Origin of the sequence: Bacteroides sp. D22, assembly GCF_000163675.1 — a bacterium.
GTDB lineage: Bacteria > Bacteroidota > Bacteroidia > Bacteroidales > Bacteroidaceae > Bacteroides > Bacteroides xylanisolvens.
Window position 1 is genome coordinate 39770 of record NZ_GG774824.1, and the last position, 13350, is coordinate 53119.

General features: G+C 43.5%; 15 protein-coding genes. 6 read left to right on the plus strand and 9 right to left on the minus strand.

From position 1 onward, the window contains the following. Nucleotides 1–58 precede the first annotated feature (58 nt). Complete coding sequence (locus HMPREF0106_RS0125215; protein WP_004308720.1) at nucleotides 59–232, minus strand: histone H1; 174 nt, start codon at nucleotides 230–232, stop codon at nucleotides 59–61. A gap of 469 nt (nucleotides 233–701) precedes the next feature. Here HMPREF0106_RS0125215 and HMPREF0106_RS03120 point away from each other — a divergent pair, with 469 nt between their 5' ends. Both HMPREF0106_RS03120 and HMPREF0106_RS03115 read left to right on the plus strand, forming a co-directional pair. Next, complete coding sequence (locus HMPREF0106_RS03120; RefSeq protein ID WP_004308716.1) at nucleotides 702–1172, plus strand: hypothetical protein; 471 nt, start codon at nucleotides 702–704, stop codon at nucleotides 1170–1172. A gap of 175 nt (nucleotides 1173–1347) precedes the next feature. Next, nucleotides 1348–1704, plus strand: coding sequence for a hypothetical protein (locus HMPREF0106_RS03115; protein ID WP_004308712.1), 357 nt, complete (start codon nucleotides 1348–1350; stop codon nucleotides 1702–1704). A 201-nt stretch (nucleotides 1705–1905) separates the two neighbouring features. Here HMPREF0106_RS03115 and HMPREF0106_RS28355 read toward each other — a convergent pair whose 3' ends face one another. Beyond that, a complete protein-coding gene (locus HMPREF0106_RS28355; RefSeq protein WP_004323430.1) occupies nucleotides 1906–2145 on the minus strand; it encodes a hypothetical protein in 240 nt (79 codons plus the stop codon). A gap of 15 nt (nucleotides 2146–2160) precedes the next feature. Between HMPREF0106_RS28355 and HMPREF0106_RS03110 the strand changes: the two genes are divergently transcribed. Next, nucleotides 2161–2646, plus strand: coding sequence for a hypothetical protein (locus HMPREF0106_RS03110; protein ID WP_005777225.1), 486 nt, complete (start codon nucleotides 2161–2163; stop codon nucleotides 2644–2646). Nucleotides 2647–2838: 192 nt separating this feature from the next. Here HMPREF0106_RS03110 and HMPREF0106_RS03105 read toward each other — a convergent pair whose 3' ends face one another. Continuing rightward, nucleotides 2839–3282 (minus strand): hypothetical protein, encoded by a 444-nt coding sequence (locus HMPREF0106_RS03105; RefSeq protein ID WP_005777227.1) that lies wholly within the window; start codon nucleotides 3280–3282, stop codon nucleotides 2839–2841. A gap of 939 nt (nucleotides 3283–4221) precedes the next feature. Here HMPREF0106_RS03105 and HMPREF0106_RS03100 point away from each other — a divergent pair. From HMPREF0106_RS03100 to HMPREF0106_RS03090, 3 genes are read left to right on the plus strand one after another with little or no spacing between them, the layout of a single operon-like run. Beyond that, a complete protein-coding gene (locus HMPREF0106_RS03100) occupies nucleotides 4222–4416 on the plus strand; it encodes a hypothetical protein (RefSeq protein WP_004313635.1) in 195 nt (64 codons plus the stop codon). A gap of 4 nt (nucleotides 4417–4420) precedes the next feature. Continuing rightward, complete coding sequence (locus tag HMPREF0106_RS03095; protein ID WP_004308705.1) at nucleotides 4421–4705, plus strand: hypothetical protein; 285 nt, start codon at nucleotides 4421–4423, stop codon at nucleotides 4703–4705. Between the two features lie 10 nt (nucleotides 4706–4715). After that, on the plus strand, nucleotides 4716–5087 hold the full coding sequence (locus tag HMPREF0106_RS03090; RefSeq protein WP_004308703.1) for a hypothetical protein: 372 nt from the start codon (nucleotides 4716–4718) through the stop codon (nucleotides 5085–5087). A gap of 54 nt (nucleotides 5088–5141) precedes the next feature. Here HMPREF0106_RS03090 and HMPREF0106_RS03085 read toward each other — a convergent pair whose 3' ends face one another. The 6 genes from HMPREF0106_RS03085 to HMPREF0106_RS03065 all read right to left on the minus strand — a co-directional run bounded on the left by HMPREF0106_RS03085 (nucleotide 5142) and on the right by HMPREF0106_RS03065 (nucleotide 13342). Beyond that, a complete protein-coding gene (locus HMPREF0106_RS03085; protein WP_009040987.1) occupies nucleotides 5142–6824 on the minus strand; it encodes a zincin-like metallopeptidase domain-containing protein in 1683 nt (560 codons plus the stop codon). A gap of 5 nt (nucleotides 6825–6829) precedes the next feature. After that, complete coding sequence (locus tag HMPREF0106_RS03080) at nucleotides 6830–7441, minus strand: hypothetical protein (RefSeq protein WP_009040988.1); 612 nt, start codon at nucleotides 7439–7441, stop codon at nucleotides 6830–6832. Nucleotides 7442–7523: 82 nt separating this feature from the next. Next, a complete protein-coding gene (locus HMPREF0106_RS26860; RefSeq protein ID WP_007898907.1) occupies nucleotides 7524–7688 on the minus strand; it encodes a hypothetical protein in 165 nt (54 codons plus the stop codon). Nucleotides 7689–7712: 24 nt separating this feature from the next. Next, nucleotides 7713–9269, minus strand: a complete 1557-nt coding sequence (locus HMPREF0106_RS03075; protein ID WP_004308692.1) for a glucosaminidase domain-containing protein — start codon at nucleotides 9267–9269, stop codon at nucleotides 7713–7715. Nucleotides 9270–9280: 11 nt separating this feature from the next. Next, entirely contained in the window at nucleotides 9281–11530 is a 2250-nt protein-coding gene (locus HMPREF0106_RS03070) for a zincin-like metallopeptidase domain-containing protein (RefSeq protein WP_009040989.1), read from the minus strand. Between the two features lie 21 nt (nucleotides 11531–11551). Beyond that, nucleotides 11552–13342, minus strand: coding sequence for a hypothetical protein (locus tag HMPREF0106_RS03065; protein ID WP_009040990.1), 1791 nt, complete (start codon nucleotides 13340–13342; stop codon nucleotides 11552–11554). Nucleotides 13343–13350 lie beyond the last annotated feature (8 nt).

Below are 13350 nucleotides of genomic sequence, written 5' to 3' on the forward strand. Positions count from 1 at the left end.
TTTCGATATGGTACACGTGAAGTTCGCCATTTTCCTACTGTCAGAACCAGAATGAAAATTATTTCGATGCTTCGAGTGACTCTTTTCTGAACTGTTTGAGAAGTTTTTCAAGTTCAAGTGATACTTTGCGGGCACGAGTTCCGGCAGCTTTGTTGCCTTTCTCCATCTGGAGGTTGGCATCTTTTGAGAATTGATCGAACAATTCACAGATTTGTGTAAATGTTTTTTCCATTGTTATGTTCTTAATATTATATAATACGCTGGCAAAGATAGCAAAAATATTTTTTTAGGACTTATATTAGCTCTGTTATATATTTCGCCTATAATATGATACCCCTTTTTATGTTTTTCCATTCTGAGTATTCCCTTATCGCACCATCGGCAAATCTGGCCGAAGAGATTTTATATGCAAAGGTACAGCGTCCGGACGATTGTCAAGCACCGCTATGCTAACGGTTCCTGGATATTTTACGGCAGCCTTCCTCAAATCAAAGATTGACTTTCAGTCCCCTTCTCATTGCAAGGTATAAAAGGACAAGCCTGCTTCTGCTCTTACATTCGAAGGTTGGGTATTCCGTTCCATTCCATTTACTGTTTACTTGTCTTATCGCCCTTATTCCACTGTTAATCCTGCATAAAAATCAATCCCCGGCAAGAAGCCGAAAGAGCTTCAAGCAAAGGGAAATAATAAATCAAAGAATATGGGAAAATACGATTTTATCAAGTTGGGTAATCTTCTTTATTGGCATGACCCAGATAGTGGTCTGTCTAATGGGGTTTACCAAGTGGCTTCTATTCCGGAAAACATTGAAGAGGATAGCGTTATTTTGATTGCATCTGATACTTCGGAAGCGGAGGTTTTTCCTTCTGAATTATCACCGATACATACCGGTAGAAGTCATAAAGAAGACTTTTTGCGTTGGAAAACAGAACGTGAAGCTGAAGGTATTGAGTTTTACGACCACCTTTCCAAGGTGATGGATACGGAAAACGACTTGAGTGTGGGAGATATGGTGGCGTTTACAAACGATTATGGAGTGATATTTGGACCTTGTGAGGTCTTAGCTTTTGGGAATCTCTGTAATAGTGGCAGATGTGTATATATTGACAGTGATTCTTATTGGTTTCCTAACCGTCCCGACCAACTCACCATCATGAGAGGTGCGGAATGACAATAACATATCCACCTGTAGCCAAAGCGGGTGGATAGCATTTCCTTGTATTGTATATTCAGCCCGATTACTCTTATAGCCATGCTCCACCGAACTCCCACAACCGGTCCTATTCCTTTTTTACTCGTCGTACTCCGTTTCTAAACAGTATAACACATTTATTGGCCTGACATTCTTGAAATTCACAACGGAAACAGCTTGGTTCCCGTGTGATGAAACACTTGAACTGGTATGTGAGAAATTCCCAACACTATGTTATTTCTATCAATCGGAAGAGTCGGGTCTGGCGGAGTACTGGACAAATGACCAAGAGAGTAAATACTTTCCCGAAAAGTACATTGCAGACCTATGTACTCCAGACGACAAATGGTACAAGGAATATTTTGTCAACCAGACAGAAGTATTCAAGTGGTTTGAGGTGATAAGCGGTCAGTCTGTCGAATCAATAACAGAAATTCTTGCTATTGCCGAACAACGGAAAGATGAAAACGACAATTCTTTCTGTAACATCTATGAATATGCCGCAGGCTAAGACTAATCCGATGCAGAAAACGAAATGACGGTATGCTGACAGCGTGCAGCGAACTATCATTATCCGATAAGCTTCTCTGATTTGCCATGCAGATTGGGGAGACTTTGTCGCCTTCAGTCCTTTTATACAGTCTCAGAGTGCTTCTCCAGTCTTTTATATTCTTCCAATCCGGATATTCTTTATATCGCACATCGGCAGTTCTTATCTGAGAGATTTTGTATGCAAAGATACAGCTTTAGAATGGTCGTCAAGTAACGCTGCGCTAACAGTTCCCGGATACTTGTGGCAGCCTTCCGCATATCGAAGATTTGGGTATTCCACTTCATTCCATCCACTGTTTACTTGCCTTATCCATCCTTTCCTTGCTGTCAATTTCGCATAAAAATCATTCCTGACAAGAAGCCGGAAGAGCTTCAAGTAAAGGGAATAAAGTTTAATCATTTAAATTTCAAAATTATGCACAGCCGAATTTTTCAGATTTCTAAAATGTGGATAGAAAAAGAAAACTATCTGAATGAAGACACTCTCCAGCAGGGAGATGGCAGTTTCTATGACTATTGTGCGGAGATAGATGACGAAAAACGTAAGGAAGATATTCGTTATTTGGTCAATACTGCTCTACCAAAAGGCATGTTCGAACTTGTAGGCGACGACACCATGCGCTACATTGGTGGTGTGGAACAATGGAAAGAGAATTTTGTGACTAACATCCGTAAGAAAGCTGAAGCTATTACAACCGAAAACATGTTGGAGTTTGTAGGTCCTGTTTATCAACTTGAAAAGGCATTGGAAAATCCATTGGATATTGCGTATCATTTCTATTTGGACGGAGATGGATACCAATCATTTGCCGAAAAATCTTTTGCATTTATGGAGTTTGTCTGTACGCTTGAACCGGGAACGATACTTTATATTGGAGGAGTCATCGACTATCACTTCTGATATTCCATATAAAATTTTTACGCAACTATATACTTTATTGTACCAACGATTGTGTATAATGACTGGTTGGACTTTAATGTGCCAATCTGCGACTTAGCAGATTGGCATTGTTAAAGCCACATCAGCTTATTATTCTCATGACAAACAATACAATTGCACGCGTTTTGCCTTTACACTGGTATCACGGAATATTTATAGAAAATCCACAAGCCCTTCTTGCATATATCTTCGAGCTTTTTCTTCCTCTTCAAGGGTTAAATCTCTGGAAATTTCCAGAAAACTCGCCCAGAATAGTGTTGACAATTTACCATATGCTTCATCTGATATTTGTTCGCCTTCTTGGAGTGATTTCATCCACTGTTGGTTCTTTTTTATAAACCCAATTGGATTTGTGAAAGAAGAAATATCCTCCCATCTATCATAGTTTAACCCTTCTGAAAGAGATTTCTTTTTCAATATATCATCACACTTTCCTTTGCAACAATAATATGCTTTTTGATAAACATCTTTTCCATTTGATGATTTTTGATTTGCTAACCATGTAACAAAAATTCCCATAGAATCTTTTTCAAGTAAATTTTTACCGCAGCACTCACATAAAATTTCTACTTTTTGAAATAATTTTCTGTTTTCCATAATGTTTTGTTTTAATGAATTATACAAAGGTAATGAATTTGTTTCAATAAAAATACTATAGATGCATATTTTGAAGTAAAAAATGGAGTATGCGCTTGTTTTTATTTTGAAGAATGATTCGATTTGCCGATGATTATAACCGAACAGTTTATCAAACACCTATTCTACTTGCTGAAATAGAATCACACGATTAAAAACATTTTTTTACTATTCTGGCTCCGGTGTTCTTCTTGTTGGTAAACGGTAATAGCTTCTTTTTATCAGTTAAGTCTTTCCGGTTTATTATTTTCCTTTTACTCTTTTATTATAATAACAAGACTTATAGGACAAAATTAGGGTATGCCAGTTTCCCAGCATACCCTACTAAAATTTTGCATACATAATTCGATTAAGTATTTTATATTGCACAAACCCCATAAAAAGTGTTAGTAGCATCTAACTGTTCTGGAGATGACCAATTAAGCCCATCATCCGAGGTTGTAATATATCCACCACCGTCATAAGTTCCGCATCCCACTACGATTTTTAAAGCCACCCGCAACTCAAGCGGGTGGTTATCATCTTCCTATATAACAGTCCGGTTACTTTTATAGACCATGTTCTGCCGAACCTCTGTTACCAATTCACAGCCTCTTTTACCGATTCTATATTACCTGTTCTAATTGTATTACATTCTCACAGTCCCGACATGCACCATTGTTTGTTTCGTGCGCAAAGGTACGGTGGCAAACGATGTTCAAGTACCGCTGTTGCTACCTGAAATGAAATTTGACGTAACCTTCCGCAATCACAGATTCCGGTATTCATAAAATTTCATTCCGGTTACTTGCTCATAGTTCTTGCATCCACCGTTGAAAATGCACATGAAACAACCTCTTGGGTAAAGTCGGAAGGCTTAAAGAAGAGGGAAATAAAAAACAACTTAAAAAAATAAATGCAATGAGAACTAAAACACTCTACAGATGCGATGCACAGAAAATAGACATCAGTCGTTTCCCTAACTTTCACATAACAGGAAGTATAACCGGAATGAAGAAACTCTATTATGGCAAGAATGCTCTATTGGTACGTTGCGGAAGCTGGATTTACAACGTGTCAAGTGAACCCGAAGTTTATTATAATATAGCACATTAGTAGTATGAAAAAAGGTTATAAAAAAGATTTTCAGAGTTGGAAAGGTATAGTAACTCTAAAATTACTTTGCTGCAATATAGCAGCAGGTCGTTTTGATTGGAAGAAATATTGTACGCCACAGCCTTATTGTGGTCAGGAGATTTGCGTTATACCGCTACATTGTTCTTATGGACAGATAGGCTACACTGTGTATTTCCCTTATTCTGATATGCCGGAAGTGGAATACGATTGGGAAATGAACAAATTAACTATTGACAAAGAGAATTGGGAGAATTATTTACAGAATTAATATTAAAAATATGGCACAGAATTTTTATACCAAATGGCAGAACGCAATCCTTGCAGATGCAGGAGTCTATGTTTCAAAAAAATACCGCAGTTTCCAAACGGCCTTAGTACGTGAGATTTCCAAGTACGCAACAGCCGTTGGCGCAAAAGTAACATTCAACTTAAAGGGGCATTATAATACCTCTTGTTTCATAGAACGTAACGGTAAATTCGTTTACATCAGTCACTCTTCCGGTTTGTCCCGAATGGGTAGCGGTGTAAAAATAGAACTCGATTCTTTCTTAATCCGGACAGCCCAACACGCGAAAGATTACAGAGGGGGACATAATCAGTATTGCGATATAACAAATTTACAGTCTATGATAGATAATTTGTTAGAGTAATAAAATAAATTCAAGAAAAGGTACGGAGCAAACAGCTCCGCATCTTTTTCCGTTTTATCGGCGCATTCCGCCGCTGTACTCTGCTTCTTGTAGCTCTTCCCGGTATTCCTCCATATTATTCAGCTTTTCGTTCACGGTTTGCAGGTTGGCATCCAACGAAGCATTATGGTCGTATGGGAAACGATGTTGTGCGACAAGTCCCGCATTAGTAACCGGCCCGATATCTATCATGTCGGATTCTTTATTATAGCTGACATACAGCACATCACCATTCGGCATTTCAAATGCAGGAATCTTTTGTTGTGTCATGATAGCGAATTGTTCCGCAGCCATCTCCTTGGCTACCCCTTTTAACGTATCTCCAGCATGTTCGATACCATAACGCCTGATATGGTCGCGTACTTCCTTTTCCGTGAATTTCAGCATCACTTCATAAGTTCCCCCGACACTCCCATTGTACACCACAGCAAAATCCTTGTCCTCAATCAAAAGATTGTCTCCTCGGTTCTGTATGGGAGAAGAATAAGTATATTCTTCGTTAATGCCGTTACCGTCATAATACTCCTTGGCGAGAGTCAGCAGTCCTTCGTAGTCCCCCTTATCCTTGAATGCGTCCAACCGCATCGTGTCATCGGTAAGCTGAAGATAGGCCACGGAAGAATAATACACTTTTTCTTTCGGTGCTACTGTTTGCTCTTCATCAATGTTCTGCTCCAATTCCAGTGCAATCTTATCCACCTTTTGGGTAATCAGAGAAGCCGCTCTTTTCACATCCAACAGAGTTGTCTTGATGAATTGTGGCGATTCCTTCAATTCGTCGAGCCATCCTTTGAGGTAGGCACAACTGTCCTCTTTTATATGTTTCGTCATGCCGTAACGTTGGGCAACCAATGCGCTACCTAACTCGGCTACCAATTCTTCGCGCGCATACTCTGCCGAGCCGAAAGTTGTCGGCTTGATACGGTCGAGAACTCCTTCCGCACCGGTCGAGTGTGTCATCTCATGGAATAGTGTTCCATAGAACGCCTCTCCAGATTTGAACTGTTCCTTTTCCGGCACAACGATTTCATTTCTCGATATAGAGTAGTAAGCGTTATCCTGATGCTGTGGTTTGATCGGACAAATCCACAGATTGTCCTTTATCAGCGCATCGACGGGAGCGAAGCTGAAATACTCTCCGTTCTCAATCTTCGGTAGCGAATACTCCTTTTCGAGTTTTTGCCACAGCTCCGGTCTTGCCTCCTGCAAGTTGGTCTGTGACACGTTAAAGACTCGGAATACCTGCATCTTAGGATAAACATTGTATTCCTTCTTCTCGTTATCAGATAGTTTTTTGTAGTCATCATACTTAATCTTCTCACCAGAATCCTTGTGTATGCAGGTAAATGTAGTCAGCATGATTGGGAATGATTTCTCTCCACGAAGTACAGAAACACGAGGTTTCTCCTGATTGTCCTTATCGGATTTGTTGAGTCGTTGTACACACTCAAAAGTGCAGAAGCGTGGAATCTTGTAACCTTCCTTTTCACAATGTATAAGCAACATAATGGCATTCATGCCATTATACTCGCGTCCGGAAAGATTGCAGGGCCATTGTAACGCTCCTTCCGTGAACCATGGCTTTCTCCAATCCTTACGGATACTCTCGATTTTCTCAATCATCATTTCAGCGAAGAGGTCTAATGCTTTATCTTCGCTGTTCGGCCCGTCCGTGTGCTGTTTTTTATATCCGGCCATATCCTTTACTGATTGGAATTAGACGAATCTGCTACATACTGTACAAGTTCTTCCACCTTGCATGAAACATTCAGCTTCCCGTTATATGCCGAAAGGGCTATTTCACCTTTGGCATCCACTCGCACGCCCGGCTGTAACCATGCTTCGCGTTCTTTGCCAAAACAGAAAAAACGTACCCATTGGTATTCAAATCCATCCTCTACTTTCTCCGTACTGAATGCCGAGAACATTGTGTAAGGCTGGTCTTTCTTATCCCTTTTTTCCTCGATATGCTGCCCGACCTTACCTCGAAATACCAATTCGCCCTTGACCGTATCTTTCGCATCTGCCGTAGCTGTACGAATTTCGTTAATAAAAAGATTGAAATAAAGTTTGTCACCACGGTGTTTGAGATACATTGTCCCCGAAACCTCGATGCGGGAACCATTTCGATATTTGGAAACCTCCTTTCCGGCAGTATCTTTGCTGACATCCACCTCAATAGGCATAGTCTTCCCGTCAGTGTCAGGGATCATTACTCGAAGAGGAAAAACCAGGAACGTTTTCCCTTCCTTATTGGTGCGTATCGACGCATCACGTCCGATAACGCCACATACCGTAACATTACATTTTATCATTTCTATTGTCTTTTAATGTGATACATAATCACCCGACAACTGTGTTGCCATGATTTGTTGTTGAACTGCTAAATCATTGCTCTTAATCGGGTGCTCGTATCATTGCCCAGATCAGCCATCCGGCAAGGAACAGTTGAACGCTCACGATAATGAGCGTTGCTACCCAGCCGAAGAGTTGGTAGCAGAGCAGGACATACAAGGCAAGGTAGGACAGTCCGAACAGACATCTGCATAGCTGTATCATCACGCATTTTACCATATCGCCACGCCTCTATCTTTTTAGGTTCTCTGTCTGTCCCTGCTGTTGGGACATCCCTTGTTCAAAATTCTGTGAAGCCGCTTCCGAGAGGATAACCGTATTCAGCATACCGGTTACACGTATCCTTTTGGCTTCTTCTGTGAGAGTATTGTTATTCAGTGTTGCCGACAGACGGCTTAACTCCGCAGTAGTCAACTCACGTGACATACGCAGTTCTCCATTGTTCACTCGCAGAATAGCCTTTCCATTTTCACTGATTGCCAGTTCGCAGTTTTTCATGCCCGGTAATAATGATTTCAGATTGATGCGTCCACTATCCATTTGTTTGGATATGGCAGTCTTTTGCTCCTCCTCGTTCTTGTTGTCGATTTGTACGGCCAATAGCATAAGGGAACTAAAGGCTGTCATCGCCATCTCTACTATAGGGTCATTGCATCCTGACATTCCCACACCGCTATCCTCTGACGAAAGCAACTTCTTCATCCATCCGTCGGGCGAAAGGTTTTTGCCGGCGGCATTCTCTTCTGTTCCTTTATATCGGGTGAGCAGGCTGTTCCCGTTGTGCAACACTTCCAATTTGATATTACCTTTCTGGGCGATTTCAGTCAGATAAGCCGCAGGGTCGATGTCACGCTTTGTTCCGTCTGCATAGAAGTTTGTCACGCCGAAATGTAGATGTTCGCCCGTTGTACGTGTACCTGTGTTGCCCGATGTGCCGAGCTTCCCACCGGCTTGTACTACATCACCGACCTTTACAGTAACCTCCTTAAGGTGCATATAAGTACATTGTACCTTGCTGCCATCCGTTCGGGTATATTCCACAGTCAGCGATTTCCCACCGGGCGTGTTCTTATTCTGATTCACAGCCACCACCTTCCCGTTGTTCTCAGTAGCCAGTACCGCATCGCCATTGCAACGGATATCAATTCCCTTGTGCATCTGTTGTTTCGTGTTGTCCATCGGATCTTGCCGCATACCGAAAGGCGAGGTAACAAAAAGAAACTCTTCACGCTCTACCGGGAATGAGTACTTCGCACCATACTCTGAATTTTCAGACGTTCGGAGAGGATTATGTTCCGTACCGAACCGCTTACCCTGTGTCTCCATTTCCTGCATCACCAGTTTGTCATACTGCTGTAAGCCATTTTGCTCTATAATCCGTTGCAGACTCTCGGCATATTCTCCGCCTGTGGCATAACCGGCCTGTTCGATATTTTGTGTCCAACCCTTGTAATCGTCGGGCGAAAGTGCAAAACATTGGGCATAGCGGCTGTTTTCTTTTAAAAAACGGGAGTGGTGTTCGTATGAATCACCCACACTGTCATAACTGCAAAACTTCTCATTCGGCTTATCGTCAGTATATATACCATACCTTCCTCCTTCGGCAATCCATGCAGGCGTAGCCTTGATGCCAAAATGATTGTTCTCATTCTGCGCCAAACGGCTTTGCCCGTTGGAACTTTCCAGTATGCCTTGTGCCAACGTCACGGATGCGGGGATTCCGTACCGGCGCATCTGCTCCATAGCATACTCTGCATATTTCATTGCGTATTGTTGGTTCTTGCTCATTTCCTTACTCCTTATCTATGAAAACCTCTGTGTGTTTCTTGTTCCTCCATGTCACTTATAGCAACCCGTGCCCCGGCACGGACGAGCTTAGACAGATAGTTGTCGAGCTGCTCCGTTGAAAATTCCGTTGAAGCCGTAATGTCCCCTTCCGGATACTCTTTTAGGGTTATGCCCAATATCTTTGCACCCTGTACCGCATCTTCGTTATAGAGCCGATAACCATCTTTCGTGCGAAGCAGTTGCAAGGCATCGGGATGATTCGCTTTAAGTTTGTCCCACAACTGCCGTTCCTGTGAAATACCCTTGTTGTCTGATTCCGTCCGTTCCTGCGCTACCGTTTCTATCGGCCACAACTCTGCTTCTTTCTGTTGTTTCTCTCCGGTGTGTGCCTCCTGCGATTGTCCTTTTTGTAGTACGTCTGCGAATAAGGTAGCTGCCAAATGACGTTTGTAGCTGTCACGCTCTTCCGCTATCCACATCCGCTGCCACTGTTGCGGAGTGACACTTCGGGCAGGCTGTTTCTGCCCATCAATAGTTGCGACGCATTGTATGCCGTCTTGTTTGGTTTTGAAAACCGAAACACGCTGAATACGGTTCAAGTCTATTTCCGGCATTTCGCTGCTGAACAAATCCACCTTCAGGTCAGGTTTGACCTCGGCCAGCGCATAATACTTGTGCGCCAGTTCCATCCGAACCTTACCGATGTTATCCATTGCTTGCTTGAGTGTTGAAAAGAAGCGGTTTATATCTTCTTTATCAGGATAGATGCTATATCCGCTCTTATTTTCGGGTTTGATATAAAGTGCCCATCGTTTCTTATCATCTTGAATCATCTCTACGTGGTCAAATCCGATCTCATTCGCCTGTTTGACCGCTGACGCCACGTCCAGTGTGGAGAGCTTCTCCATTGCCCAATTCTTCAGCCGGGCCAGCATAATCATCTTCTCGGCAAAATAACTGTCATCGGGTCGATAACCTAATGCACCATCCGTATTGTAGAAGCGTACCTGCTCGATTCCATCTTTCTGCAACGCTCGCATGATACGTCCCTTGTTCATTCCCGGTATCTCGTTATCTACCTCTGTAGAAGCCCCTGCTGGAAGAATTACATCTGCGGTTTTTGCCTGTGGGTCAATAACAAGCACAATTTTTTTCGTTTCTTTATCCGGATGCTGCCGAATCTCGTTCGACACAAAATAATGTTTGGGCATTTGCTCCTGCATGGTTGAAGTGTCCCGCCGGTTGCGCATGGTGGCGTATTCGATTTTCTCGCCCCGTTCCGCTTTATTGATTACTTCGATGGCATTGTTTACGTCACTTTCGAGAGCGTCCATCAAGTTCGGGTTCTCTTTCAGCTCCCGGCACCAGTATTCCACTGTCTTCAGACTTTCTTCAGACAACCGTGCTGGCAACCCCAGTTCCAACATTTTAATCCCTGAAGCCAGTTCCACTACCAACCGTTCCTGTCTGACAGCATCCTCCGAAGGAGCCACACCGTTCTTCATCACCATACCTTCACGCGCTAACCGTTGTTGGTGTCCGGTAGCACTCACGATTTGCCGCAAGGCTTCCTGTATATAGTCGTGATAATGTCTGAACTCTCTTTGTCGCGGCATATAGACCGCATCCTTATCTGTTTCGTAGTGGGGTACACCGCTTCCATCCAAACGAACAGGCACAAGGTTGTCTCGCATCCTCAGTAGGAAGTCGTTGAATTGAATATGCAACCGTCGGTTGTCAGCTTCCGTATATCCTCTTTCCACTGCACTTCCATACCGCCGCAACGTCGTTTCGTATCGCTCCTTATCCACGTAGGGCAGTGTCGTCTGGTCAATGTTGAACAAGGTGCGAATTTCACGGTTATGTACACCTTTATATAATTTTTGTTCCTCTTCATACAGTTTCATGTAGTCATCACGACTGATAACCTGTTCTGGATTATTGCGGTGAACGTACTTGTTCCAATTATAAAACAAAAATGGAACGCCTTGCTCATTCTCACGCACCGAGGCTCCTTGTGCCTTGGCATCGCTGAATAGCGTGAACTGGTTGGTTTTGCATCCATTTTTATCAGAATGCAGCGTCATGAATAGTGCATTGAATGCGCTGACAGAAACACCCTTTGGATAGAGGCGCGGGTATCCCTTTCCTGATGCGTTGAGCCAGTGTCCACCGGCATTCGAGGCTTCACTCAAAGCCGTAGAAAGCAAGGTGATTTGTTTTTCCTCGGCTTTCTTTTCGATTTGCGATTTTTCTTTCATATCGTTTATTTGATTATAGGATTATTGAATACCCCGTGGGCGCACGATGGTTTCCAGTTTTCCGTCCTCATAATTCCGTGCGGCAGCCTGGCGAAGCTGGTCGTTCTTGGCAAGGACAGCATTTGCCAGCGTGTTCAAAGGCAATGCCCCGGTACGGTAGGCTTCTGCTACAATCGGTGACAACTGGATGGTACACGGTACTCGGTCTATCGTGGCAATCAACGTACTATCTTGCAATACAGGGTTTACTATACGTGGGTTCAGAGTTTCATTTGTATAGCATCGGTACTGCACATTGTTCTCATTTGTTACGTTCAGTTTTCCCTCTGTTCGTTCTTTCAAGGCTTCGTGTCCTGCCTTATTCAACAAGTTCATACCTCCCAGGCCTATCAGGAGCATTTTCAGCAACGGGTTACGCACAAACATACCCGCCACAATGCTCGCTATCGGTAACATATTGTCTCCCAAATGCAATGATTCTGTCTTGCCTGTGAATATTCCCAGTAGAACATCAGGGAGCATGGCCATTACATAACCGAGATTGCCTGTGATATTACCTATGCCATCCAGTCCCAGCATACCAAGCAGTCCGCCCCAACCGTTTCCGTTTCCCTGTGCTACTTGCGCACTTTGTATCGTTTGTACATGTTGTTCCACATCATTGGCAGGAACAACAGTTTCATGCTTCTCTTCTTTCATAATTTCATCCTGTTCTGTCCTGACCATTTTCGCTTTGTCACGTTGTTCCAAAGACTGCAAGTAGGCTTCTTCCTGTCCGGGAGCAACAACAATCGGCACACCCTTGTACCGTTCCTCATGTTTCTGTTCTTCCTTGCTCTGTACATTCGGCCACAATAAACCGCTATTCTGGTTTTGTGTCCATTCCATGAAGCCAAAGTCCATGACAGGGATTTTCTTTTTCAGTTGCTTGTTGTCTGTACCAATCGCCGTGTTCTCTTTGATTTGTATTTGGGCTGCCTCTTTGCGAAAATCGTCGAATACGTTTCTGTCTCTGCCGAACACTCCTTTACTGATGCACTGTTCTACTGAAAGGGTATCAGGCTTCTTGCCTTCAAAATGATTGGTGATGGCTGCAATAGCCACATCTGCACCGGTAAACTTTGCCAGTGCCGTCCATGAACCAATACCACCCATCATCAGGGTATCTGCGGCTGTGCCCAACATCCATCCCGTACCTTTTTCCCATCTGTTCGGGCGGTAAGCTGCTTCGCCTCGTGCCTCTATTTCATCGGTCAGCGGTGAACGGCTTAACGTCTGCGATAATCCCAGCAGACTCGATTCGGCAGCCTTTCGGATAATGTAGTCAGCGGAAGACTTGGGCATACGTTCTTTCACCAACCGGTCAATCATCAGTTCCTCTATCCGGTGGTCCATATAGGCATAGGCGAGGTCACAACCGAGCTGTTCTGACAACTCATTGTAACGTGCCCTTCCGATTTCCTGCACGACGGTATCCCGCCACTGCCCGGCCATATACGCAAGGTCTTGCTGCATTTCCTCGGAACCGGTAATCTCCGTCTTGCACATCTCGATATAGTCCTCTGTTGTTTTGGAGTTCCATTCGCCTGTGACCTTGAGTGCTTGATAGGGGTCGCTCATTGGTTGTGCCGAAGATGCCATCATACTGAGAATACCACCTAAAGAGGTAGAATATTCTTTCATTTCCTCTCCCTGATTCCGTATGAGGTCAGTCCGCGTTTTTGACATGATGGGTGCGATATGGCAGTTGAAATAGTCGTTCACGAGGCGTTCCATTTCTGCAAATCGTCCGCTATGCTTGATTCCGTCCATAGTGTATT